Here is a 25,657-nt window from a genome sequence, read left to right on the forward strand (position 1 = left end):
AAACGGAGCGCATACCACTCAGAGCAAGTGCGCGTTGCCACAGTGGGTCCGCGAGCCAAGCCCAGTTCCGCCGTGAGGGCGACACTTACTCTCCAGCGCCAATCCGCTTTTACGCGAGTGAGGGTTCGTTTGTACTAGCGGTTGGAAGCTGCTTTCTTTGCTTACTTTCTTTGCAGCAGCAAAGAAAGTGAGTCCCGCCCCGGACAGGGGCAGAGCAAATAGACCGACACCAAAGCAAGTTCCATCGAAGCCCAGGCGCATCAAACGGTTGAAACACCCCCTACGGGCGACGCCCGATTGCGCACCGCTTTTCGGCTTGATACGTTGACGAGTTGCCTCCTGGCGTTTCCCACTCGATGACCGAAGACTTCTGCTTCCTGCTGCTGCCCGAGTTCTCGTCGATCGGCTTCATGTCGGCGATCGAACCGTTGCGCGTGGCGAACCGCTTCAGCGGCGCGCTGTATCAATGGCACATTCTGAGCGCCGACGGCGGCCCCGTCGCCGCGAGCAACGGCATTTCGCTCAACGCGGAAGGCTCCTTCGATACCGTGAAGGACGCGAGCGCCGTGTTCGTCGTCGCGGGCTTCGAGCCGCTTAAGTGCTATACGCGCGAGATCGGCGACTGGCTGCGGCGGCTGGATCGCGCGGGCGTGACGCTCGGCGGCATCGATACGGGGAGCTTCCTGCTCGCCGAAGCGGGCTTGCTCGAACACAAGCGCGCGACCGTGCACTGGGAAGCGGCGTCGGCATTCAAGGAGCGCTATCCGTCGCTGGAGGTGAGCCAGGAGTTGTTCGAAATCGACGAGCGGCGCATCACGTGCGCGGGCGGCACCGCATCGATCGATCTGATGCTCGATGTGATAGCACGTCGCCATGGCGCGGAACTCGCGGCGCAGGTGTCGGAGCAGTTCGTGCTCGGGCGCATCCGGCAGCGCTCGGATCATCAGCGCATGGAGATCGCCGCGCGCTACGGCATCCACAATCGCAAGCTGATTCAGGTGATCGGCGTGATGGAGCAGCACATGGAAGAGCCGCTCTCGCCCGATGAACTCGCCGAATCGATCAGCGTGACGCGGCGCCAGCTCGAACGCCTCTTCTGCTCGGCGCTGAAGGATACGCCGACGCATTTCTATCTCGGCCTGCGCTTGACGCGTGCGCGTGAATTGCTGCAGCAGACCGACATGTCGATCATGGCGGTGTGCGTCGCGTGCGGATTTGAGTCGCCGTCGCATTTTTCGCGCACGTATCGGGTGCGCTTCGGCACGAGTCCGCGGCACGACCGCAGCGCATTGCGCACGACGGCTTCCGCGCAAGCATGGGAAGCCGCCGTTAGCGAGTAGCGTTTAAAACGAATGCCGCATGCCGATCCGCACGTCGCTCTGCGTGTTCGACGACGACGGCGTGAAGCTGTAGCCGATCACCGCGTTCACGCCATCCGATGCGCGCAGGTAGTCGCCGGAGATATAGACGTCGGTGCGCTTCGACAGCAGGTAATGCAGCCCGAGCGATCCCTGATTCCAGTGATTGCCTTCGAAACGCGTGTGCTGATAGCCGCCATAGAGCGCGAGCGCCGGCGTGAAGCTGTACGACGCGCCGCCCTCATACACCTGCATGTGCGAGGTCTCGCCCAAGCCCTTGATCGTCGTGTAGGTGAAGTTGCCCGAAAGCATCAAGTCGCCGAACGAGTACGCGGCGCCGATCGCGAACGCGCCCTGCTTGTCGACCGGAAACGCGTTGGTGCTGTACAGGTCCGTCACGGCGCCCGTCGCCGGATCGACGGAAACGGTCGGCTGGCCGAGGAACGTGCGCGTGCCGATCATCGCGTAGGGGTCGAACGCGTAGATGCCAAACGGGTTGTTCAACTGCGTATAGGCCGCGCCGATGTTGAACGTGTTGCGTGCATAGTGCGCGCCCACGCTCCACGCGCTGTTCTGATGGAAGTTGCCTGCCTGGTTGCCGAACGAATACATGCCGCCGAACGTGAAGCCGGCAAAATCGTTCGACAGGAACTTGACCGAGTTCGGCAGGCGGTCACCATTCATGCGGTCGAAATCGCCCTGGTGGATCGCGTAGCCGCTGCCCCACGCCGAGATGTTGTAGAGATAGACGAACTCCTCGGTCATGTCGAGCTGGTTGCCGAGCGAGAACGTGCCCCACGAATTCTTCAGGCCCACATACGCCTGCCGCCCGAATTCTGCGCCGCCGAACGTGTAGCGCCCGGTGCCGAGGCGAAAGCCCGATTCGAGCACGAAGACCGCTTGCAGGCCACCGCCGAGATCCTCTACGCCCTTGAAGCCGATACGGTTGCCGTATGAAATGCCGTCGTCGAATCTCCAGGCATGCGCGCCACCGGTGTTGTTCACATAGGTGATGCCCGCATCGATGATGCCGTATAGCGTGACGCTGCTCTGCGCATGGACGATCGCGGGCGCGCTGGCGGCGCCAGCCGCGAGCGTGAGTCCTGCGAGCCGGGCGGCATTTCTTTTCTTCATCTGGCTTTCCCCTGCTGGACCTGCGTGTTTGAATGGACGAAGCGAAAGCCGCCGCGCGACGTTGGCGGCCTTCGTCTGACGTGGGGCTTGGGGTTGCAGTGCAGCTTGAGCGACGTATTTACATTTACGCATGCGTCGATGACGTAAAAGTAAGGGTTCATATTGATGGCCGCTCGACCCATTGCGACGCGAATCTGTCCAGTTGCGACTACGCCGCTATTTCACGCCAAGCGCCGTCTGCACCGCCTGCAGGCCGTTCGCGCCGCTCGCGGTATTCACGCCGTCGAGCCAGGTCTTGAGCAATTCCGGATGGCGCTTCAGTGCATCGGTCGCGGCCAGGTCGAGGTTCGCTTTCTTATCGAGCACTTCCGTTATGACGCCGTTCTCCAGATCCACGTTGAACGTGAGTTGCTTAAAGAGCCGCGCGACGTTCGGGCATTGCGCCTCATAACCCGAACGCGCGACCGTGTTCACAGTGGCGCCGCCGTAGTTCGGGCCGAAGTACCGGTCGCCGCCATCGAGATAGGTCAGCTTGAACTTCGTGTTCATCAAGTGCGGTTCCCACGCGAGAAATACGATCCACCTCTTGTCGCGCACGGCTCGATCGACTTGCGTCAGCATGGCCGTCTCGCTCGACTCGACGAGCTTCCACCCGCCCATGCCGAATGCCTTGTCGTCGACCATCTTCTTGATGTTCTGGTTCGCCAGCGCGCCCGGCTCGATGCCGTAGATCTTGCTGTCGAACTTGTCGGCGTTCTTCGCGAGGTCAGCGAACGTATGGACGCCCGCCGCTGCCACATAGTCGGGAACGGCGAGCGTGAACTTCGCGTTGCTCAAATTCGGATGCACGACTTCAATCGATTTCTCCTCGACGAACGGCTTCACGAGCGGCGCCTGCGCTGGCATCCAGTTCCCGAGGAACACGTCGATCTGCCCTTTCTTCAAGCCCTGGTAAGTGATCGGCACCGAGAGGTTCGCCACGTTCTGCTTGTAGCCGAGCGCCTTCAGCACGACGCCGGTCATTGCATTGGTGGCGTCGATGTCGGTCCAGCCTGGGCCCGCCATGCGCACTTGCGTGCAGGCTTGCGGCTCGGCAGCCGACGCGATCGTCGCCGCGCATAGCAGGACCGCGCCGAATACCGCTTGTTTGAAGGGCTTTTTCATGTCGGCTTCCTTGGTGTGGGTAGGTGGGGTTCAGGAATGAGCGACGGCGGGAAAGCGAGCCATCGCCTCCAGCGCATCGAGATCGATGTGATTGCGCATATAGCGCTGGCTCGCATCGACATGCGGCTGCCAGTCCCACGATTCGATCACGCCGCGTGTGGTCGCTTCGAAGTGGAAGTGGCGGCGGCGCTGGCTCGTGATGACTTGATCGTGGAGCGCGGCAAGGTCCCAACGTTTTGCTATCTCTTCACGGAACGCGGCGGTTTCCTTTGCATGGTCCGCGTTCGATGCCAGGTTGTTGCGTTCGAGCGGATCGGCTTGAAGATCGTAGAGCTGATCGGGGTCGGCGGGCGTGTGGATGAACTTGAAGCGCCCGCGCCGCAGCATCACGATCGGCGCTATCGCACCCTCGCCGAGATATTCGCCAATGGCTTCGTCGTGCGCATCGCGTTCGCCGCGCAGATGCGGCAAGAGGCTTTGACCATCGGGCGCATCGGGCCATGCGTCGCACGGCTTGCCTCGGCCGAGTTCGACGAGCGTCGGCAGCAAGTCCAGATGCGACACCGATTGACTCACGCGATGCGCATCGAATTGCCGCGGCGCATGCACGATGAGCGGCACGCGGCAGCCGCCTTCGAAGAACGTCATCTTGTACCAGAGGCCACGCTCGCCGAGCATCTCGCCGTGATCCGACGTGACGACGACGATCGTGTCCTTATCGAGCCCCGAGTCCTTCAGCGCTTCGAGGATCGCGCCGAACTGATCGTCGACGTAGGAGATCGCGCCATGATACGCGCGGCGTGCGTTGCGAATCTGCTGGTCGGTGGGTGGCGTGCGGTCCGTCTCACAGACGTAGCGCAGGCGCTTCGAATGCGGATCACTGGCTTCGAGCGAATCGCGATGCACGGGCATATCGATGTCTTCGTCGCGATACATATCCCAGTACTTCTGCGGGATCGCGTACGGGTCGTGCGGATGCGTGAGCGAAGCGATCATGCAGAACGGCCGCGCGTCGCGGCCGGCGTTGCGTTCGCGCGCGATGTCGAAAAGTTTTTGACGTGTGGTGAACGTGACTTCATCGTCGAAGTCGAGCTGATTCGTGCGCACGCAGGGACCCGCGTCTATCACCGAGCTCATGTTGTGATACCACGTCGGGCGCTTTTCGAAGTGCTCCCAGTCGGGCGTCCAGCCGAAATCGGCGGGATAGATGTCGGTGGTGAGGCGCTCCTCGAAGCCATGCAACTGATCGGCGCCGCAGAAATGCATCTTGCCCGAGAGCACCGTGCGATACCCCTCCGCGCGCAGGTAATGCGCGAACGTCAGCGTTTGCGACGGAAACTCTGCAGCGTTGTCGTATGCGCCGATTTTGGAAGGCAGCTTGCCCGACAGAAACGAGAAACGCGACGGCGCGCACAACGGGCTCGCACAATAGGCCGAATCGAACACGACGCCCTCTTTCGCGAGCCGATCGAGATTCGGCGTCTTCGTCAGGCGATGCCCGTAAGCGGCGAGCGCGAACGGTGTCATCTGGTCGGCCATGAGGATAAGGATATTTTGTTTCGTGCTGAGCATGTGAACGTGCCTCGAATAGAATCGAACAAGCGGCCGCGCGCGAGCGTGGCCATGAACGCCACTATTGCCGGTCATAACCGCGCTGTGAAGACGGCAATTCGTTATGTGCCCATAAGGGGGAGTTATGCCGAGGCAGGACCGCTTGCCGCCGATGCAGGCGCTATCGATGTTCGAGTCCGCTGCGCGTCTCGCGAGCTTCACCGCGGCCGCGCGCGAACTCGGCTCGACGCAGCCGGCCGTCAGCCAGCGCGTCGTGCAACTCGAGGAAGCGCTCGGCGCGCCGCTCTTCGAGCGCGGCCATCGCGGCGTCACGCTGACCGAAGACGGCACGCGTCTCTTCGAAGCCGTGCGGCAGGCACTCGACACGATCCGCGTAGCCACCGCCGGTATCCGCGCGCGCCACACGCCACGCACGCTCACGCTCTCCACCGATTTCGGCTTCGCCACGTATTGGCTGATGCCGCGGCTCTCGCAGTTCAAGGCGCTGATGCCCGATGTCGACGTGAAGATCATCACGTCGCAAAACGTGTTCGATACGTCGCACGATCATGCGGATATCGCGATCGCTTTCGGCGATCTAACCGCGGACTGGGGCGCGCATGATGTCGTGAAGCTGTTTGCCGAGGAAGTCACGCCGGTGTGCAGCCCGTCGTTTCTCGCGGCCAATGCGAAGCCGCGCGTGCCCGCCGATCTCGCGACGCTCCCTTTACTGCATCTCGAACCGACCTCGCCCGCGCGCTGGCTCTCGTGGAATGGCTGGTTCGCCGCGCACGGACTTGATGCGCCGCCCGCGCATCGCGGCATCACGTTCAACAGCTACGCGTTCGTTGCGCATGCGGCGATCATGGGGCAAGGCGTCGCGCTCGGCTGGGCGCCGCTCGTCGATGAACTGATCGCGACGGGACAACTCGTACCGCTCTTCGACGCGCCCGTCGTGACCGAGCGCGGCTATTTACTTGCCACCCAGCGCGCCCCGACTCCCACGATCACAGCGTTTCGCCAGTGGCTGCTGGACGAATGCGGCATCGAATGACGCTTTGACGCTCCCGTTCCAGCGTCACGGCGTTTAGCTTCTATCCGCGCGTGCCCTGCATTTGCTCTACTGCGAACATGCGCGCCGTATTCGCGGCGCGGTCCTATCCGATAGTGGAGAGCGCATGTCCGCCGATTCCCGTCCTCATCAACTGGTGCTTACCGTGGCGTGTCCGAGCGCGGCGGGGCAGGTTGCCGCCGTCGTCGGCTTTCTCGACCGGCATCATTGCTACATCGACGAACTGACCGTCTTCGACGACGATCTTAGCGAGCGCTTCTTCGTGCGCTGCGTGTTTCATGGCGTCGAGCGCGACGAGACGTTGCAGATCGAGGCGCTCAAGCGCGAGTTCGAATCGATCGCGGTGCGTTTTCACATGACGTGGGCGATGCACGACGTCGGCGCGCGGCCGAAGGTGCTGATCATGGTGTCGAAGCTGGAGCATTGCCTTGCCGACCTGCTGTTCCGCTGGCGCATGGGCGAGCTGAAGATGGATATCGTCGGGATCGGGTCGAATCATCGCGATCTCGAACCACTTGCTGTGCAGCACGGTCTACCGTTCCATCACCTTCCGATCACCGCCGATACCAAGCAGCAACAGGAAGCGCGCCTTATTGACTTGTTCGAGAGTTCAGGCGCCGAGCTGATGATCCTCGCGCGCTACATGCAGATCCTTTCCGGCGAGACGAGCCGCAAGCTCGCGGCGCGCGCGATCAACATCCATCACTCGTTCCTGCCTGGCTTCAAGGGCGCGAAGCCCTATCACCAGGCGCATGCGCGCGGCGTGAAGCTGATCGGCGCGACGGCTCACTTCGTCACCGACGATCTCGACGAAGGCCCGATCATCGAGCAGGAAGTGGAACGCGTCGATCATTCGTACAGCCCGGAGAGGCTGCTCGCGACAGGACGCGACGTGGAATGCATCACGCTCGCGCGGGCAGTGAAGGCGTTCATCGAGCGGCGGGTTTTTATCAATGGGGATCGTACGGTCGTGCTGTAGGCGCTGGCGCTTGGGGTTGGGGTTGGGGTTGGGTTGGTGTTTCAACCGTTTGATGCGCTTGGGCTTCGGTGGAACTTGCTTTCTTAGCGGTCTATTTGCTCTGCCCCTGTCCGGGGCGGGACTCACTTTCTTTGCTGCTGCAAAGAAAGTAAGCAAAGAAAGCAGCTTCCAACCGCCAAAGCTAACCAACCCTCACTCGCGTAAAAGCGGATTGGCGCTGGAGAGTAAGTGTCGCCCTCATGGCAGAACCGGGCTTGGCTCGCGGACCCACTGCGGCAACTCGCAGTACAGCGGACAGGTGCAGCAGTCATACATCCGTCCTCGCGCTACGCGCTCAGACGTGGGGTGCACGACGCAGGGAATCAAGGCTCGTAGGAGCGCAAGCAAGAGATGGCTTTTGTGAACCCGACGTCGGAGCGAAGCGAGGACGGCGCCAAACGGAGCGCATACCACTCAGAGCAAGTGCGCGTTGACACAGTGGGTCCGCGAGCCAAGCCCGGTTCTACCGTGAGGGCGACACTTACTCTCCAGCGCCAATCCGTTCTTACGCGAGTGAGGGTTTGTTTGTACTGGCGGTTGGAAGCTGCTTTCTTTGCTTACTTTCTTTGCAGCAGCAAAGAAAGTGAGTCCCGCCCCGGACAGGGGCAGAGCAAATAGACCACTAAGAAAACAAGTTTCATAGAGGCCCAAGCGCATCAAACGGTTGAACCCCTAACCCGACCCCCGAGCGCCAGCGACCCCCCTACTTCACCCAGCTATCCACCCGATCGCCATGCGCGCCGATCCATGCATCGGCGGCGGCCGTCGGCTTCTCGCCGTTTTGCGTCGCGAGCATCACGCTGTCGATCTCGCCCGGCTTCCACTGGAACTTCTTCAGGAACGCGACAACCGTCGGCGCCTTCTTCTCCAGCTCCGGATTCACGACGCTATCCACATGCTCGGCCTCACCAAACACCTTCTTCGGATCTTCGAGGAATTTGAGCTTGTACTTCGCGAACATCCAGTGCGGCTTCCAGCCCGTCACGATGATCGGCTTGCTCGCCGCTTCCGAACGCGCCAGTTCCGCCGTCATCGCGCTACCCGAGCTCGGCATCAACTGGTAGTCGAGCTTGTAAGCCTTGATCGCTTCGCTCGTCTTCTGCATGACGCCCGCGCCCGCATCGATACCGACGATGCGCGAACCGAACTCCGCCTTCTTCGCCTGCAGATCGTCGAGGCTCTTCACATCGACGCTTTCCGGCACGATCAGGCCGATCTTCGCATCATTGAAGTTCGGACCCAGGTCGACGACCTTGTCCTTGAAGTTGTTCCAGTACGCGCCGTGCGTGATCGGCAGCCACGCGGACAGCGTGGCGTCGAGGTCGCCACGCGCCACGCCCTGCCACATCACGCCGGCTGCCACCGGCACGAGCTTCACTTCGTAACCCAGGCGCTTCTCGATGATGCGCGCCGCCACGTTCGAGGTCGCGACGCTGTCGTCCCATCCTTCCACGTAGCCGATCTTGATGGTGGGTTTCGTATCGGCCGAAACGCCGACGCTCACTGCCGCCAGCGCCGCGCTCATTGTGCTCAAGACGAGCAGTTTCTTGATCAGTCTCATCGTCGTTCTCCCGTTCCCGTCCGTGCCGTTGAGCACTCAGAATCGCCAGCCAGAATTGGCGTGTAACGTTGTTTTGCGACGTCCAGTTGTCTTGTTGCGACGTCGCCTGTCATCAGTAATTGTCTTACTTGTCGACGACGAGATCCGTCTTCGGCTTGCTACAGCACAGCAGCACCATCCCCTGATCGATTTCGCGCTGGCGGATACCGCCCGCGTGCTTCATCTCGACTTCACCCGAAACGAGCTTGACCTTGCACGTCCCGCACATGCCCTGCGTACACGATGCCGCGAGTCGCACGCCCGCTTTCTTCGCGGCATCGAGCACGTGCTGCCCGCTGCCACATTCGATCTCGCGATTGCTCTTCGCGAAGCTCACCTTGAACTTCGTCTCGACCGGCGCGGGCGCCGGTGCAAAGCCGACGACCTCTTCGGTCAGCGTTCCCTGCAACGCATCGGCGACATGCGCCGTCGTCAGTTGCGCGGCGACTTCCGAGATCGTTTCGAACGAGAAACTTTCTTCGTGATACTGCTTGCGATCGAAGCCGCCTTCGTCGAGCAGATCGCGCACGGCCTTCATGTACGGTGCAGGCCCGCAGGTAAAGATTTCGCGTTCAAGAAAGTCCGGCGCGATCAGCTTCAGGAGCGGCAGCGTCAGAAAGCCGGTGACGCCCGGCCAGCTCGTACGCGCCCCAACGCGCTCGCACACGAACGCCGTGCGGAAATTCGTCTGGTTCGACGCGATCAGATCGAGCTCGCGCGCGAAGATGATGTCGTCGGGCGTGCGGGCGCTGTGCACGAACACGATGTCGCTGTCTTCGCCCAACTCGTGATGCGCACGGCTCATCGACATCAGCGGCGTGACGCCCGATCCCGCCGAGAGAAACAGGAACTTGCGCGCCGGATGCCGCGCGCAGGTGAACTCACCCGACGGCCCGAGCACGCGGACGCTCGAACCCGGCTGCAAGTTGTCGTGCAGCCAGTTCGAGACCTTGCCGCCCGGCACGCGCTTGACCGTGATCGAGATCGTGTGCGGCCGCGTCGGCGGCGAGGAGATCGTGTAGCAGCGATTGATCGTCTCGCCGTCGATGTCGAGTTCCAGCGTGATGAACTGCCCCGGCTCGAAGACGAACGCGCGTTCGGCCGGCGCACGGAAGAAAAAGCTCTTCACGTCGTGCGTTTCCTGCCGGACATGGCAGCAGACGAGGGTGTCGTCGGTATCACTGTCCCAGCGCGCCGGCAGCGCCCCCCAGAATTGCGGCTGGGTGACACGGCTCGTACTCTGAAAGACCGCCTGATCGCGCATCATCTGTTTCTCCTGCTTCCTGTTTCAGGCGGCGCCTTTAGCGCATGAAGGACACGACTTTCTCGCCGTGCGGAGCCGTCGCTGGATCGGCTGGTTGTTGAGCTTCGGGTGCTTCGGCGTAGTCGGAGAGACGCGCGATGTACCACTCGCAGAACTTCTCGACGAGGCCTTCGGTGAAAGGCGAATACGGGCCCGGCTCGTATGCGCTGCTCGTTGCGCCGCGCTGCGAATACTCGACGAGCGTGCGGTCCTGATCGTTCGTCGCGCGCCACACGGCCGTGAGATTGTTCACGTCGTAATCGATACCTTCGCGTGCGTCCTTGTGCACGAGCCACTTCGTGCGCACGAGCGTTCTGCCCGCCGAGAGCGGGATCACGCAGAACGTCACGATGTGGTCGCTCATGAAGTGATGCCACGAGTTCGGCTGCGTCCAGAACGAAAGCCCGCCCAGATCGGCCTGCTCGAAGCCGCCGAGCAGTTTCTTCGATGCGACCTTCGCGTCGAGCGTCTGCGATTCGCCATCGCGGTCGAGCGGCAGGCGCTGCGTGCGAAAGCCGGTGACGAGATCGGCGAGCCGTTCGATTTCCGCCGACGGCAGGTTCATCGCTTCCCACTGCGCGGTGCGGCGCGCGACGGTTTCTTCGAACGCGGCCATGCCTTCTTCGTTGGCAGGTGTGCGCTGATAACCGAAGCCGTATTCGTAGAGCGAAATCGTGAGCTCGGGATGGTTCGCGACGCAGTGATAGCACTCGCGGTTGTTCTCCATCGTGAGCTTCCAGTTGCCTTCCTCGACGATATCGATCGACGCTGCGATCTTCGTGTTGGCAAGGCCGTGCGGCAACATGTACGGTTCCATCGCGGCACGCATCACGCTGAAATCGGCAGGCGGTTCTTCGGCGAGACAGATGAAGATCAGGCCCGCGAGATTCTCCACATGCACCTTCTTCAGGCTGTGCTTGCAGCGGTCGAACTGGTCGCCCATGTGCTCGGCGAACATCAGGTCGCCGTTCAGGTTGTAGGTCCAGCTATGGTACGGACACACGATATTGCCGAGCGACCCCTTCTCCGAGTTGCACAGGCGCGCGCCGCGATGGCGGCAGACGTTGTGGAACGCGCGGATCTGCATGTCGTCGTCGCGCACGATCAGGATCGAATCGTGGCCGATTTCGACGGTCGTGTAATCGCCCGGCTCGGGCACGTCCGGTTCGACCGCGACCTGGATCCAGTGGCGCCGGAAAATGGCGTCGAGATCGAGTGCGTGGATATCTTCGCTCGTGTAGAACGGCGCTTCGAGCGTATGGCCCTTCTTGCGGCGTTCGATCATCGCGCGAACGTCTGCCGAAACTTTCATCGTGTGCTCCGTTGTGCCTAGGTGAGCTCTCGAGCCTTCTGAAGGCCCGCTTTGTGGGTTCGAAAAATCAGTAATCGACGAGTTGATGCTCGCGCAAATACGCCAGAATCACTTGTGCTTTTTCGACGGAACTCCCTTCAATTACGACGCTGCCGCCGCGGCTCTCGGTCGTCGTTGCCGAAAGCATGCGCGCATGGCCCGAGCGCTTTTCGGCGGCGGCGAGGCGCACCGGTTTTGCCGTCGCCGGCTTGACGGTCCATTGCAGGTTTTCAGCGTCGGCCGGGGCGCGTGTGACGACCGGCACGACCGTGCCTTCGCGCAAACGCGCGTAGGCGTAGCGCGGCGCAGCGTTCGCCATCGGATGGACGGCGACGAGCGCGGGGAGCGCGGCCTGCACGCGGCGGCGCAGTCCCTTCGGCATGAATTGCCGGACTTCGACGCCCGCCTCTTTCACCGATACGTCGACCGCCGAGCCCACGAGCGCGATGCCGAGCGCGTCGGCCAGGCGATAGGGCAGCATGCCGCTGTCGAAGGCGCCTTCGGCACGCGTGCCGGTCACGACGAGGTCGTAGCCTTGCAGGCGTGCGGCGAGCGCAGCGATTGCGTCACCCTCGACGTCGAGCACTTCGACGCGCGACGCGCCCAGCGCGAGATATTCCTGCAACGCGGGATTGGACGGATCGCCCGCATGTAGCACGTCGAGCGAGGCGCGGCGTTCCTTAGCGATCGACAGGGCCATCGTCAGCGCGGCGGCGTCGTTGCGGCTGTAGCGCGCAGCGCCACTCACCGGATGGCGCCCGATCGAAACCAGTACGGCGATCTTCATGCGAGTGCTCCTTCTGCAACCGGCTTCGTGCTCAACAACGCGGCGCCCGTGCCGCGCGCGCTGCGCGCGCCGGCCGCGGCATCGGTCAGGGCGGCGATCGTTTCCTGCGCGTCCGCGATGATCGTGAGGTTCGCGCGCTTGGCGATCGGCGCGCTGGCGTCGAGGTTCACGGCGATCACATGCCGGCAATCCTTGATGCCCTGCAAGTGCTGCACCGCGCCCGAGATACCGAACGCGATGTAGACGCTCGCATCGACGGTCTTGCCGGTCGCACCGATCTGCTTGTCGCGCGTGAACTTGCCGTCGTCGACCGCGACGCGGCTCGCGCCGATCGCGGCGCCGAGCGTCTGCGCGAGGCGTTCGAACGCGGGGACGTCGCCTACGCCGTTCCCCGCCGACACGATGAAATCGGCTTCTTCGAGCGCGACCTGCGCGGCATCGATCTCTTCGATGCCGAGATCGCGATAACTATCTGCCGATGCCGCCACGCCGATCGGCTCGACGCGCTCTCCGGCGCCCAAGAACGGCAGCTTCGGATCGACGGCGTTCGGCGCGAGCAGGATCACTTCGGGCAGCGTGCGCGAGGCGAACGCCTTGCCGCCTTGCACATACATCGCGACGTGCTTCGCATCGATTTCGACGACGTGCGTCGCGACACTCGCATTCGCCCGCGCCGCGTAACGTCTGCCGAGGTCGCCGTCGCCGGTTGCGTTGTCGGGCAGGAATATATGCACCGGCGCATACGCGGCGACGCACGCGGCGAGCGCGTTCAGCTCGTCCCCGGGCGCGAAGCTGCGCCGGTCGAACGCGGGTAGCGCGATCAGCTTGTCGGCGCCGAGCGCGGCGGCGTCGTCGCTGAATTCGCCAAACGCTAGCAGAACCACTTCGGTTTGCGCGTCCGCGATCAACGCGGCGGCGGCGAGCGCCTGGCGTCCGTGGTCATCGAGCGCGCCGCGGTCCGTGTGCGCCGCGACCAGCAGCGTGCGCTGCGGTGCGGCGTTCGTGCGGCGCGGCTTCGCTTGCTCGCGATGGCCGCCGAACGCGGCTGCTAGATTCATCGCGCCGCCGCCCGTGCCGATTGCGCCCAGTGTGATGCGCTTGAGCCCTTCGGCCGTGATCGTGAACGGACGGCGCGGATCGATTCGTTTGATGTTGTCGTTCATCGCGTTACTCCAGCGCTGCGGCAACGAGTTCGGCCACATCCAGCACTTCAGGACGCGGGCCCACGACGCCTTCCAGCATCGCCGTGCAATTCGGGCAGCCGACCGCGACGATCTCCGCGTTCACCGCGCGCGCATCGGCGATACGGATGTCGGGGATGCGCTGCTTGCCCGGGATGTCGGTGAGCGGCGCGCCGCCGCCACCGCCGCAGCAGCGTCCGCGCATGCCGTTGCGTTCCATCTCGACGACCTTGATGCCGATCGTCTTCAGCAACTGGCGCGGCGCCTCCGTCTCGCCGTTGTATCGGCCGAGATAGCACGGATCATGGTACGTGATCTTCTTCTCAGCTAGCGCGGCGGTGGCACGCGGCGAGAGCTTGCCGCTCGCGACGATCTCCGCGATCAGCGACGTGTGATGCTGCACCTCGTAGAACCCGCCGAGCGCGCGATATTCGTTGCGCAGGCTGTGCATGACGTGCGGATCGGCGGTGACGATCTTCCTGAACGAATACTGCGAGAGCGTATCGATCAATTGCTTCGCGCATTGCTGGAACGTGGCTTCGTCGCCGAGACGGCGCGCCGTGTCGCCCGTATCGGTTTCCACGCCGCCGAGCACCGCATAATCGATACCGGCTTTGTTCAGCACCTTGACGAGCGCACGCAGCGTGCGTTGATAGCGCATGTCGAACGCGCCTTCGCCCGCGATCAGCAGCACGTCGACCGGACGTCCCGGCTGCGCCACCTGCACTTGCAGGTCGACGGCCCAGTCGTAGCGCGCGCCTATGTCGTAGCCGTTCGAACTGCCCGTCTCACGCAGGTTCGACAGCGTGATCGGCCCCTTGCCCGGCACGATGCCTTCGACGAGCGTCTGGTTGCGCCGCATGTCGACGATCGCATCGACATGTTCGATCAGCATCGGGCACTCCTGCACGCAGGCGCGGCAGGTCGTGCAGGACCAGATCGTGTCCGCTTCGATCAGGCTCGAAATCAGCGGCTTGCCCGGTGCGCCGCCGTGCTTGCCGAGCGGAATGCCAGGCGTCGGGCTGCCTGCATACGCCGCATCCGTTCCGCCGACCATGCCCGTCACGAGATCCTGAATCAGCTTCTTCGGGTTCAGCGGCTGACCCGCTGCAAACGCCGGACAGGCCGCTTCACACTTGCCGCATTGCACACAAGCATCGAAGCTCAGCAACTGGTTCCAGCGGAACTCCACCGGCTTGCCGACGCCGTATTCCTTCGCGTCGAGCACGGGCATCTTGAGCGCCGTCGGCGGGACGACGTCATGTTCGTGGCTCTTGCCCGTGAAGCGCTCCTGGCGCGGATGAAACGCGAGATGCAGCAGGCCCGCCATCGCGTGCTTCATCGGACCGCCGCGCGCCGCGCCGAAGGTCATCGTGAACGCGCCCGCCGCGATCAGCAACGCGACGAGGATCGCAAGCGCACCCGACATCGCCGAAGCCGGCAGCACGATAAAGAGCGCGAGGCCGAGCGCGAACGAACCGAGCAGGAGCGGAAGGCTGTCCCACGGTCCACGCGAGAGGCGTGCAGGCACCGCTTTCGCGCCATGACGCCGGCGCCATACGAACACCGCGCCCACCAGCATGATCAACGCCGCGAGAAAGATCAGCTTGTCGAGCCACGGCGAGTAAATCGCGAGGCCGTAGTTGAGGAACACGAGCGCCATCGCGAGGATCGCGCCGCCCGCGGTCGCGACGTGCGTCTTCGCGATATACGGATCGCGCGCGACCACGTGATGCAGGTCGACGAAATAGCGCTTGGGGATCGTGAACAGGTTGGCCCAGCCGTAAGCGCCCGCGGCGGTGGCCCGCCCTTCGCGCCAGTACGCTGCGCGCTTCACGAGCGCGAACGCGAGACCGGCCACCGATACCCACAGCAAGACGGTGATGACAAACACGGGGCTCATCGTCAAAAGTCCTTGCAAAGACGCAGCGCGTCGTAGATCGCGCCGTGGATGTTGTGCATGGAGATGCAGTCGCCGACGCGAAACAGCAGGAAGCGTCCGTTGCCGAGTTCTTCGGAAAGCGACGGCTGCGGCTCCGATGCGAAGAGCTTGTGCACGTCGACCTGACCGAGGTTCAGCGACTCCGGCTTCAGCTTCCAGTAGAGTTCGTCGTTGGGCGTGCTGCCGTTCTCGATCACCACCTGATCGACCGCCCGCTCTTCCTGCTCTTCCGTGTACTCGTTGCGGATCACGGCGATCTTCTTGCCGTCTTCCTCGTACACCTTGTCGAGCCAGTAGTTCGGCGTGTGGATCACGCCCTGTGCATACAGCCTGCGGTAGAAGATCGGGAATGTAGTGCCGCCGACATCGTCCGCGACCTTCACGTCCGGCGTCACGATCTCCACGTTCGAGCCGCGGCTCGCCATGAAATCGGCGACGCCTGCGCCCGCATGCGTGCTGACACCGTCGTAGACGAGCACGTTCTTGCCCGGCTCGACCTTGCCCGAGAGCACGTCCCATGCGCTGACCGCCAGGCCCTCTTCGACACCCCACGCCGGCACCTGCTGCGTGAACGCGGAGCCACCCGTCGCGAGCACGATGATGTCCGGCTTCTCGGCCATGATCATCTTGTCGTCGGCGGCGACGCCCAGGCGCCGGTCGACGCCCAGGCGCTTCGTCTCCATGTCGAACCAGCGTACGATGCCCGCCATCTGCTCGCGCTGCGGCGCCTTCGCGGCCAGCATGATCTGACCGCCGACGTAGTCGTTCTTCTCGAACAGCACGACATCGTGCCCACGCGACTTCGCCACGCGCGCCGCTTCCAATCCGGCCGGACCCGCGCCGACGACCACGACCTTGCGCTTCGGCCCGCGCGTCTTTTCGATCACATGCGGCATCGTCTCTTCGCGCGAGGTCGCGGCGTTCTGCACGCACAGCACGTCGAGGCCGTTGTACTGCCGATCGATGCAATAGTTCGCGCCGACGCACTGCTTGATCTCGTCCTCGCGGCCATCGCGGATCTTGATGACCATGTGCGGATCGGCGATCTGCGCGCGCGTCATGCCGACCAGATCGACCATGCCGTTCGCGAGCAGCCGCTCGGCCTGACCCGCGTCGCGGATGCTTTGCGCGTGCATCACCGGCAGCTTCACCACCGACTTGATGCCCGCTGCGAGATGCACGAACGGTTCGGGCGGCAACGCCATCGGCGGCATGCAGTTCGCGAGGGTATTGTGCGTATCCGCGCCCGAACCGATCACGCCGACGTAATCGATCAAGCCCGACTCCGACATTGCCTGCGCGATCTCTTTCAGTTGCTCGTGATTGAGACCGTCTTCATGGAATTCGTCGCCGCACATGCGCAGGCCGACGCAGAAATCCGCGCCCACCGCTTCACGCACGGCGTTCAACACTTCTGTGCCAAAGCGCAGACGGTTTTCCAGTGACCCGCCCCATTCGTCCGTGCGGAAGTTGGTACGCGGGCTCCAGAACTGGTCGATCAGATGCTGGTGAGCCGCCGAAATCTCGATGCCGTCCATGCCCGCGTCCTTCACGCGCTTCGCGGCCGTGGCGAAGTCGGCGATGATGCGGCGAATCTCTTCCACTTCGATGATCTTCGCGTTCCCGCGATGCACCGGCTCGCGCACGCCCGAAGGCGACATCAGATGCGGCCAGCTCTCGCCATGCCACGCGGAACGGCGGCCCATGTGCGTCGCCTGGATCATGATCTTCGCGCCATGACGATGCATCGCTTCGGCGAGACGCGCGAGCGGATCGATGATCTTGTCGGTCGAGAGATTGACCGACTTCCACCAGCCTTGCGGGCTGTCGATCGATACCGGGCTCGAACCGCCGCACACGGCGAGGCCGACACCGCCCTTCGCCTTCTCTTCGTAGTAACGGATATAGCGGTCGCCCGGCAGGCCGCCCGGCTCCGCATACACCTCAGCGTGCGCGGTACTGACAATGCGGTTGCGCAGGGTCAGCTTGTTCAGCGTGAGAGGCTTGAAAAGGTTGGGGTAACGCATCGCGATCGACCTCGGAATGGATATGCTTTACGCGCTTAGGACGCGAGCGGCGACACTTCGAACACGCAGTGGTCGTGCCCTTCGGCGGCGCACTGCGTTTCGATGGAATGCGAACGCGGGCCCTTCTTCGCTTCAGGCGCGGCCGTGTCGTTCACCCAGTCCATCGCGCCCGCGAACCAGCCCGCGAACATGTAGCAGAGCTTGCCCTGCTTGCCCGGCTGCGCGAGCACGAACGACGAGTTGTGCAGTTCGATGCGCGCATGCGAAGTCGAGGGATCGGATTCGACGATCGTGAAGATGCCCCAGCCGCGTTGCGACAGGCGCTTCAGGTAGTGCTCGAACACGGCCATGCCGGTCAAGCCATGCTGCTTCGCTTCCTTGTCGCACCAGTGATACGCGGACTTGTAGCCGGCCTTGTAGAGGATCTCGGCGTAGGCGTCTCGGCCGAGCGCTTCCTCGACCGCCGTGTGGTTGTTCGTGAAGAAGTGGCGCGGCACGTAGAGCATCGGCAGCGCGTCGGTGGTCCAGACGCCGGTGTTCGGATCGACGTCGATAGGCAGTTGGGGTTGCATCGTGAGGGTCCTTTTTATATTGGGTCGATCAGACGTTCCAGACTTCGCCGAATACGCGCAGCCAGTTCTCGCCCATCACCTTCTTGATGCGCGACTCGCTCCAGCCCGCCTTCTGCATCGCGGCGGTGAGGTTCGGGAACTCGCCGATCGTGCGGATGCCTTCCGGATTCACGACCTTGCCGAAGTTCGTCAGACGGCGATAGCGGCCCTTGTCGTGCGTGATCCAGTCGAAGAATTCGGTGGAATAGCCTTGCGTGAAATCGGTGCCGATGCCCACCTTGTCTTCGCCGATCACATTGATCACATAGTCGATGGCTTCGAGGTAGTCGTCGACATTCGCATCGGCGCCGCGCTTCAGGAACGGCGAGAACATCGTCACGCCGACGAAGCCGTTCGCATCGGCGATCTCCTTGAGCTGTTCATCCGACTTGTTGCGCGGATGCTCCTTCAAACCTGACGGGCAGCAGTGCGAGTACGTGACCGGCACCTTCGAACAGGCGATCGCGTCCGACGACGTCTTCGCGCCAACGTGCGACAGATCGACGAGAATGCCGACGCGGTTCATCTCCTGAATCACTTCGCGGCCATAGCCGGAGAGGCCGCCATCCGCTTCATAACAGCCGGTGCCGACGAGATTCTGCGTGTTGTAGCAAAGCTGCACCACGTTCACGCCGAGTTCCTTGAACACTTCGATATAGCCGAGGTTGTCCTCGAACGCATACGAGTTCTGGAAGCCGAAGATGATGCCGGTCTTGTTTTCCTTCTTCGCGCGCAGGATGTCGTCGGCGGTGCGCACGAGCGTGAGGATCTCGCTGTACTCGCGGATCTGCTGCTTCATTTCAGCGATGTTGTCGATGGTCTTCTGAAAGTCTTCCCAGACCGACACCGTGCAGTTCACCGCCGTCACGCCGCCCTTTCTCATGTCCTCGAACACCGAGCGCTCGAACTTCGAAATGTTCAGGCCGTCGATGATGATGCTGTCGTCGTGCAGGTTGCTCATCTGTAGCTCCAGAGTTCTCAGTAGATGGGGAAGCGTTCGCACAGCGCGAAGATTTCGCGGCGCACGCGTTGTTCTGTAGCGGCGTGGCCCTCGGGATGGTCACGCAGCGAATCGAAGACTTCGACGATCAGGCGCCCGATGTCGCGGAACTCGTTCACGCCGAAGCCGCGCGTCGTGCCAGCGGGCGTGCCCAGGCGAACGCCGGACGTGACGGTCGGCTTCTCGGTATCGAACGGAATGCCGTTCTTGTTGCAGGTGATGCCCGCGCGTTCCAGCGCCTGCTCCACCTGATTGCCCTTCAGGCCCTTCGGACGCAGATCGACGAGCAGCAAATGGTTGTCGGTGCCGCCCGTCACGAGATCGGCGCCGCCTTGTTTCAGCACGTCGCCGAGTGCCTGCGCGTTGGCAAGCACGTTATCGATGTAAGTCTTGAAGCCCGGCTGCAGCGCTTCGCCGAACGCGACGGCCTTGCCCGCGATCACATGCATCAGCGGACCGCCTTGCAGACCGGGGAACACGGCCGAGTTGATCTTCTTCGCGATGTCTTCGTCGTTGGTGAGCACGAAGCCGCCGCGCGGGCCACGCAAAGTCTTGTGCGTGGTCGACGTCACGACGTGCGCATGCTCGACCGGATTCTGATGGCGCCCCGCAGCGATGATCCCGGCGATGTGCGCCATGTCGACCATCAGCCTCGCGCCGGCGTTGTCGGCGATCTGGCGCAGGCGCGCGAAGTCGAGCTTGCGCGGATAGGCGGAGAATCCCGCGATTAACAGCGACGGCTTGTGCTGTTGCGCGAGTTCCTCGATCTGGTCGTAGTCGATCAGCATCGTGTCGCGGTTCACGCCGTACTGCACCGCGTTGAACCACTTGCCGGAAAGCGCGGGCTTCGCACCGTGCGTCAGATGCCCGCCCGCATCGAGCGACATTCCGAGAATAGTGTCGCCCGGCTTGGCAAGCGCGAGCATCACGGCGCCGTTCGCCTGCGCGCCCGAATGCGGCTGCACGTTCGCAAACTTCGCGTCGAAGAGCTGCTTGATACGATCGATCGCGAGCGTTTCGACTTCATCGACGAATTCGCAGCCGCCGTAATAGCGCTTGCCCGGATAGCCTTCCGCATATTTGTTCGTCAGCACCGAACCCTGAGCTTCGAGCACCGCGCGCGACACGATGTTTTCCGACGCGATCAATTCGACTTGCGACTGCTGGCGTTCGAGTTCCTTCAGCACGGCGCCGCGTACCGAGGCGTCGCGCGTCGCCAGAGACTCTTCAAAAAAAGGATTCGGATTCGACATGAGGGAGGTCCGTGGTCAGGAAAATGGATCGTTTCCGAGGCGCCGGTCGTGGCCTTGAAGGCCTTTCGTTACCGCGCTTCGATTGCGTCTATTCTTGATCCACGCCCCGCGCGTCAATTTACGAATTCAGACGCGTTCTTGGCCTTTTCCGACATGGGCGTCTGTTTTCGACAAGTGGCGTGCCGCGATTTGAGGTATCGGCAATGTGTTTGAAACGCGCACTGCACTGCGGCGGAGCGTGCGTGCTTTTAAAACGTGCGTTCTCTATTTCGTTGCCCCAGAGCCGGGCGCGCTTGACCCGGCGGCTCAGGGTTTAGCCTTATGGCACGCTAGTTGCAATCGTCATCAAATGCGTAATCCGCTGCTCCCCACGGCGGACTCCAACTATAGATTCCAAGGAATCACGGCCCCCATGTCCCCCGATCGCACGGCGTCGCTGTCGCATTTCGCTTTCATGCCGCTACCCAACTTCACGATGATCGCGTTCACCAACGCCATCGAAGTGCTGCGCATGGCGAACTATCTGACAGGGCAGCCGCTGTATCGATGGTCGATCGTCAGTCCCGAAGGCGGACCGGTCACGGCGAGCAACGGCTTGTCCGTCGATACCGGCCCGGTCGATTGCGTCGGACAGCCGGATATCGTGTTCGTGGTGGGCGGCATCGACGTGCAGCGGGAGACCACGCCCGCGCACCTCGTGGCGCTGCGCCGCTTCGCGCGGACGGGCAGCGTGCTCGGCAGTCTTTGCACCGGAACGTATGCGCTCGCGCGCGCCGGCTTGCTCGCGGGCTACGCGTGCGCGATCCATTGGGAGAACATGTCGGCGCTCAAGGAAGAGTTTCCGGACACGCGTTTTCTGAAGGAGTTGTTCGTCGTCGATCGCGACCGGGTGACTTGTACCGGCGGCGTCGCGCCGCTCGACATGATGCTGAACCTGATTGCCGCGCGCGTCGGCACGGCGCGGGTAACGCAGATCGCGGAGCAGTTCATCGTCGAACACGTTCGCGATACCAGCGCGCAGCAGCGCATGCCGCTCGTCGCACGCTTGGGATCGGCGAACAAGTCGCTATTCGAAGTGATCTCGCTGATGGAGAACAACATCGAAGAGCCGCTTTCGCGCGAAGAACTCGCGCGGCTCGCGGGGATGTCGCAGCGGCAGTTGCAGCGGATCTTCCGGGAGCATCTCGGCATGACGCCTACTCATTATTACCTGACATTGCGTTTGCGCCGTGCGCGCGAACTGCTGCTGCAAACCGATATGTCGATCATGCATATCACGATGGCTTGCGGCTTTCAGTCGGCTTGCCACTTCTCGAAGAGCTATCGCGATGCGTTCGGTACGGCGCCTACCCGCGAGCGCAGGAAGCAGGCGCCATCGCTTGCTTCGGTGCCTGCGGGCGGCGGTCTGCGCGTCGCCTGAAGCGCACGCTTCAGGAGCCTTCCCGCGTCGGCGCCTGCACGCGCGCCTTCCACTGACCGCCCTTGCCGCGCCAATAACGCACGGCCGAGCCGATCGTCGCGCTGACGTAGAACAGCGCCACGAGCGGCAACAGCGGCGCCCACAGCAACGAACGGCGGTAGTAGCGCAGCATCGGCGCATAGACAATGCACATCAGCGCCCACGCGACGCATGCGGGCCACGCGCGGCCGCCGAGCCACAGGGCGAGCACCGGCGGCACGAGATAGATCAGCACCATCCCGGCAACGGTCCCCGCGAGCAGCCACGACGAGTAGCGCAACTGCGTGAACGCCGTGCGCGCGATCATGTTCCAGATCTCGCGCCAGTCGTCATAGGGGCGCAGCGACTCGCTGCGCCCGGCGAGATCGAGCCGGATCGGCCGGGCATCGCCGCGTCCGTCGCGATGCTTGAGACGCGCGGCGAGACTGCAATCGTCGATGAGTTCGCCCCGGATCGATTCGATGCCGCCCGCCTCTTCCAGCGCCGAGCGCCGCACCATCATGCAGCCGCCGGCGGCGCCCGCGGTCGGCTTCTTCACGTCGCCGACCCACGAGAACGGATAGAGCTTGGCGAAGAAGAACACGAACGCGGGAATCAGCGCCTTCTCCCACAGCGAATCGCAACGCAGCCGCACCATCAGCGAGACGAGGTCGCGATCCTCGAGAATCGCGCGCGCGACGAGTTGCGTCGCGGCATCGGCGGGATGGTGGATGTCGGCGTCGGTGAGCAGCAGGAAGTCGGCGGGAATGCCGAGCTTCTCGATCGCGCCGATGCCTTGCGACTGCGCCCACACCTTGCCCGACCAGCCGGGCGGCAGCGGCTCGGCGGCGAGCACAGTCAGGCGGTCTTCGAGGCCGAGCGCGCGCGCGGCGGACTGGGCGGCGTCGGCGGTGCCGTCGGTGCTGTGGTCGTCGACGACGACCACGCGGAACGATCCCGCGTAGTCCTGCTTCAGCAGCGAGCCGACCGCCCGGCCGATCGCGTCGGCTTCGTTGCGCGCGGGCACGACGGCGACGAGCGCCGGCCACGCGCCGCGGCGCGCGATCTCGGCTTGACCGACGGCGTGCAGGGTGGTGTCGGAGAGCGGCGCGGCGGGCTGCACGCGCCAGAAGCCGCCGCGCGCGAACACAAGCACGAGCCAGATGAGAAGCGAAAGCCAGGCGATCAATAACATGATGGATGGGTCTTCGACTAAACGGGGTTGTACGGCGATTACGATTCGCGCGGACGGAGTTTGGACCGCCGCAACGCAGCAAAAGGGCCACTCCGGGCCGGAACGCCGCACAGTCTACCGGTTTATTGCACTTTTCCGCTTTGGAGGAAATTGTCTCAAACCCCGCTCTGCGGCCCGCCCAGCACGCCCTTCCAAGCATCCTAAAAGCGAACGAGTTAGAATACGCGGTCAACTTCGACGCGAAGTTTGAACGATTCATTTCTTAATTACCGAACGTTTCCGTGAGTCCGTCAATCGCCCTACAAGTTGACGTGACGGACTCGACGGCCTGACGCGATGCGTCGGGTCCACTCGAAACCCGCGCCAGTCGGAGTTCGCCCGAATATGCGTATCATCCTTGCTCAACCCCGCGGCTTTTGTGCGGGCGTAGTCCGCGCGATCGAAATCGTCGATCGCGCGCTCGAACGGCATGGCGCGCCCGTCTACGTGCGCCATGAGATCGTTCACAACCGGCACGTCGTCGATAACTTGCGGAACAAGGGCGCACGTTTCGTCGAAGAACTCGACGAAGTGCCGCACGGCGCGGTCGCGATCTTCAGCGCGCACGGCGTCGCGCAGACGGTCGAGGCGGACGCCCAGGCGCGCGGACTCGACGTGCTCGATGCCACCTGCCCGCTCGTGACGAAGGTTCACGTGCAGGGGCGCCAGTATGTGTCGCAAGGGCGCACGCTGATTTTGATCGGCCACGCGGGGCATCCGGAAGTGGAAGGCACGATCGGCCAGATTCCCGGCAAGGTCGTGCTCGTACAGAGCGAGGCCGAAGTCGCAACGCTCGAACTGCCGGTCGATACGCCCGTCGCGTACGTCACGCAAACCACGCTTTCCGTCGACGACACGCGCGGCATCATCGACGCGCTGCAGCGCCGCTTCACCGATATCGTCGGCCCCGATACGCGCGACATCTGCTACGCGACGCAAAACCGCCAGGCCGCCGTGCGCGAGCTGTCGACCCAGGTGCAAGTGCTGCTCGTCGTCGGCGCCACCAACAGTTCCAACTCGAATCGCTTGCGCGAGATCGGTGCCGAAAGCGGCGTGCCGAGCTACCTCGTCGCGGACGGCTCGGAAGTGAAGCCGGAGTGGTTTGCGAACGCGCAGACCGTCGGCATTACCGCGGGCGCATCGGCGCCCGAGGAAATGGTCAACCATGTCATCGACGCCCTGCGCGCGTTCGGCCACGTCGAAGTCTCGACGATGGACGGCCGCGAAGAGAAGGTCGAATTCAAATTGCCCGCGAAGCTGACGCAACCGCTTGCCGCGGTCGATGCCACAGCCGCACGCCAAGAATAAGGAGCACGCACTTGTCTATTCCGATGCTGCAAAAAGTCCGGGTTGGCGCGTATATCGCGCGCCAGCATTTCACGCGCAACAAGCGTTATCCGCTCGCACTGATGCTGGAGCCGCTGTTCCGCTGCAATCTCGCCTGCAACGGCTGCGGCAAGATCGACTATCCGGATCCGATCCTTAACCAGCGTCTGTCGCTGGAGGAATGCTTAGGCGCCGTCGATGAATGCGGCGCGCCGGTCGTCTCGATCGCGGGCGGCGAGCCCTTGCTGCACAAGGAAATGCCGCAGGTCGTGAAGGGCATCATCGCGCGCAAGAAGTTCGTGTATCTCTGCACGAACGCGCTGCTGATGGAAAAGAAGATGGACGACTACGAGCCGAGCCCATACTTCGTGTGGTCCGTCCACCTCGACGGCGACCAGGCGACGCACGACCATTCGGTCTCGCAGGAAGGCGTCTACGACAAGGCGGTGAAAGCGATTAAGGAAGCGAAGCGCCGCGGTTTCCGCGTGAACATCAACTGCACGCTCTTCAACGATGCGAATCCGGAGCGCGTCGCCGCGTTCTTCGACACGCTCGGGCCGATGGGCGTCGATGGCATCACGGTGTCGCCGGGCTACGCGTACGAACGTGCGCCGGACCAGCAGCACTTCCTGAACCGCGACAAGACCAAGACGCTGTTCCGCGAAATCTTCAAGCGCGGCAACAACGGCAAGAACTGGTCGTTCAGCCAGTCTGCGATGTTCCTCGATTTCCTGGCCGGCAACCAGACGTACCAATGCACGCCGTGGGGCAACCCGGCGCGCACAGTGTTCGGCTGGCAGCGTCCGTGCTACCTGCTCGGCGAAGGGTATGCGAAGACCTTCAAGGAACTGATGGAAACCACCGACTGGGATAAGTACGGCACGGGCAACTATGAGAAGTGCGCCGACTGCATGGTGCACAGCGGCTTCGAAGCGACGGCGGTGATGGATACCGTCGCGCATCCGCTGAAGGCGCTGGGCGTGTCGATGCGCGGCCCGCGCACGGAAGGCGCGTACGCGAAGGACCTGCCGATCGACAAGCAGCGTCCGGCGGAATATGTGTTCTCGAAGCACGTCGAGATCAAGCTGGAAGAGATCGGCCGCGCGAAGAACAACAAGGGCGCCAAGCCGACGGCTGCGGCCGCGCACTGAACGGCATCTGATTGGTGGCGGGCAGGTGATGTCGCTCAGCGGGCGATACATCTGCCCGTTTGCTTTTTGGCTCGTCGGATTTCGTGCTTTTTTGTCGATGCGCAGGGTTGGCGCGCATCGACCGTCGTACGATTCGCGGCTCTTCGACAGGACGCG

Annotated in this window: 20 protein-coding genes; 6 read left to right on the forward strand and 14 right to left on the reverse strand. The window is 63.1% G+C overall.

All coding sequences use genetic code 11. From position 1 onward, the window contains the following. Positions 1–356: 356 nt before the first annotated feature. The gene (locus AWB67_RS21055; RefSeq protein ID WP_087658168.1) at positions 357–1,340 is read left to right on the forward strand and encodes a GlxA family transcriptional regulator; all 984 of its coding nucleotides are present in this window, start codon (positions 357–359) and stop codon (positions 1,338–1,340) included. 3 nt (positions 1,341–1,343) lie between these two features. On the opposite strand, the gene AWB67_RS21060 is transcribed toward AWB67_RS21055, so the two are convergent. The 3 genes from AWB67_RS21060 to betC form a co-directional block, all read right to left on the reverse strand. Continuing rightward, positions 1,344–2,492, reverse strand: coding sequence for a porin (locus tag AWB67_RS21060; protein WP_087658169.1), 1,149 nt, complete (start codon positions 2,490–2,492; stop codon positions 1,344–1,346). 216 nt (positions 2,493–2,708) lie between these two features. Continuing rightward, the gene (locus tag AWB67_RS21065; RefSeq protein WP_087658170.1) at positions 2,709–3,656 is read right to left on the reverse strand and encodes a choline ABC transporter substrate-binding protein; all 948 of its coding nucleotides are present in this window, start codon (positions 3,654–3,656) and stop codon (positions 2,709–2,711) included. Positions 3,657–3,686: 30 nt separating this feature from the next. Then, positions 3,687–5,228 (reverse strand): choline-sulfatase, encoded by a 1,542-nt coding sequence (gene betC / locus AWB67_RS21070; RefSeq protein ID WP_087658171.1) that lies wholly within the window; start codon positions 5,226–5,228, stop codon positions 3,687–3,689. A 124-nt stretch (positions 5,229–5,352) separates the two neighbouring features. On the opposite strand from betC, the gene AWB67_RS21075 reads away from it, so the two are divergent. Both AWB67_RS21075 and purU read left to right on the forward strand, forming a co-directional pair. Continuing rightward, complete coding sequence (locus AWB67_RS21075; protein ID WP_087658172.1) at positions 5,353–6,261, forward strand: choline sulfate utilization transcriptional regulator; 909 nt, start codon at positions 5,353–5,355, stop codon at positions 6,259–6,261. A 124-nt stretch (positions 6,262–6,385) separates the two neighbouring features. Continuing rightward, the gene (gene purU, locus AWB67_RS21080) at positions 6,386–7,258 is read left to right on the forward strand and encodes a formyltetrahydrofolate deformylase (RefSeq protein ID WP_087658173.1); all 873 of its coding nucleotides are present in this window, start codon (positions 6,386–6,388) and stop codon (positions 7,256–7,258) included. A 742-nt stretch (positions 7,259–8,000) separates the two neighbouring features. Here the strand turns inward: purU and AWB67_RS21090 are convergent. The 10 genes from AWB67_RS21090 to AWB67_RS21135 form a co-directional block, all read right to left on the reverse strand. Continuing rightward, positions 8,001–8,858, reverse strand: coding sequence for a glycine betaine ABC transporter substrate-binding protein (locus AWB67_RS21090; protein ID WP_087658234.1), 858 nt, complete (start codon positions 8,856–8,858; stop codon positions 8,001–8,003). 124 nt (positions 8,859–8,982) lie between these two features. Then, positions 8,983–10,164 (reverse strand): FAD-binding oxidoreductase, encoded by a 1,182-nt coding sequence (locus tag AWB67_RS21095; protein ID WP_087658175.1) that lies wholly within the window; start codon positions 10,162–10,164, stop codon positions 8,983–8,985. A gap of 34 nt (positions 10,165–10,198) precedes the next feature. Further along, complete coding sequence (locus AWB67_RS21100; protein WP_087658176.1) at positions 10,199–11,512, reverse strand: aromatic ring-hydroxylating oxygenase subunit alpha; 1,314 nt, start codon at positions 11,510–11,512, stop codon at positions 10,199–10,201. A gap of 67 nt (positions 11,513–11,579) precedes the next feature. After that, entirely contained in the window at positions 11,580–12,338 is a 759-nt protein-coding gene (locus tag AWB67_RS21105) for an adenine nucleotide alpha hydrolase family protein (RefSeq protein ID WP_087658177.1), read from the reverse strand. Further along, entirely contained in the window at positions 12,335–13,501 is a 1,167-nt protein-coding gene (locus tag AWB67_RS21110; protein ID WP_087658235.1) for an electron transfer flavoprotein subunit alpha/FixB family protein, read from the reverse strand. Before AWB67_RS21110 ends, AWB67_RS21105 begins: the two co-directional genes overlap by 4 nt. Before the next feature lie 4 nt (positions 13,502–13,505). Next, positions 13,506–15,422, reverse strand: coding sequence for a (Fe-S)-binding protein (locus AWB67_RS21115; protein ID WP_087658178.1), 1,917 nt, complete (start codon positions 15,420–15,422; stop codon positions 13,506–13,508). A gap of 2 nt (positions 15,423–15,424) precedes the next feature. Further along, complete coding sequence (locus AWB67_RS21120; RefSeq protein WP_087658179.1) at positions 15,425–17,488, reverse strand: NADH:flavin oxidoreductase; 2,064 nt, start codon at positions 17,486–17,488, stop codon at positions 15,425–15,427. A 35-nt stretch (positions 17,489–17,523) separates the two neighbouring features. Then, positions 17,524–18,060: a DUF5943 domain-containing protein gene (locus AWB67_RS21125; protein WP_087658180.1), complete on the reverse strand. Its 537-nt coding sequence runs from the start codon at positions 18,058–18,060 to the stop codon at positions 17,524–17,526. Between the two features lie 28 nt (positions 18,061–18,088). Next, the gene (locus AWB67_RS21130) at positions 18,089–19,060 is read right to left on the reverse strand and encodes a dipeptidase (protein WP_087658181.1); all 972 of its coding nucleotides are present in this window, start codon (positions 19,058–19,060) and stop codon (positions 18,089–18,091) included. A gap of 17 nt (positions 19,061–19,077) precedes the next feature. After that, entirely contained in the window at positions 19,078–20,352 is a 1,275-nt protein-coding gene (locus tag AWB67_RS21135; protein WP_087658182.1) for a serine hydroxymethyltransferase, read from the reverse strand. 412 nt (positions 20,353–20,764) lie between these two features. On the opposite strand from AWB67_RS21135, the gene AWB67_RS21140 reads away from it, so the two are divergent. After that, the gene (locus AWB67_RS21140; RefSeq protein ID WP_087658183.1) at positions 20,765–21,772 is read left to right on the forward strand and encodes a GlxA family transcriptional regulator; all 1,008 of its coding nucleotides are present in this window, start codon (positions 20,765–20,767) and stop codon (positions 21,770–21,772) included. 10 nt (positions 21,773–21,782) lie between these two features. Here AWB67_RS21140 and AWB67_RS21145 read toward each other — a convergent pair whose 3' ends face one another. Further along, entirely contained in the window at positions 21,783–22,985 is a 1,203-nt protein-coding gene (locus AWB67_RS21145) for a glycosyltransferase (RefSeq protein ID WP_087658184.1), read from the reverse strand. Between the two features lie 384 nt (positions 22,986–23,369). Between AWB67_RS21145 and ispH the strand changes: the two genes are divergently transcribed. Continuing rightward, positions 23,370–24,332, forward strand: a complete 963-nt coding sequence (ispH, locus tag AWB67_RS21150; protein WP_087658185.1) for a 4-hydroxy-3-methylbut-2-enyl diphosphate reductase — start codon at positions 23,370–23,372, stop codon at positions 24,330–24,332. Between the two features lie 11 nt (positions 24,333–24,343). Next, positions 24,344–25,501 carry an adenosyl-hopene transferase HpnH gene (hpnH, locus tag AWB67_RS21155; RefSeq protein WP_087658186.1) on the forward strand — a complete coding sequence of 386 codons (1,158 nt, stop codon included), beginning with the start codon at positions 24,344–24,346 and terminating at the stop codon, positions 25,499–25,501. Positions 25,502–25,657 lie beyond the last annotated feature (156 nt).

The sequence above is a fragment of the Caballeronia terrestris genome (genome assembly GCF_001544515.1).
GTDB lineage: Bacteria > Pseudomonadota > Gammaproteobacteria > Burkholderiales > Burkholderiaceae > Caballeronia > Caballeronia terrestris.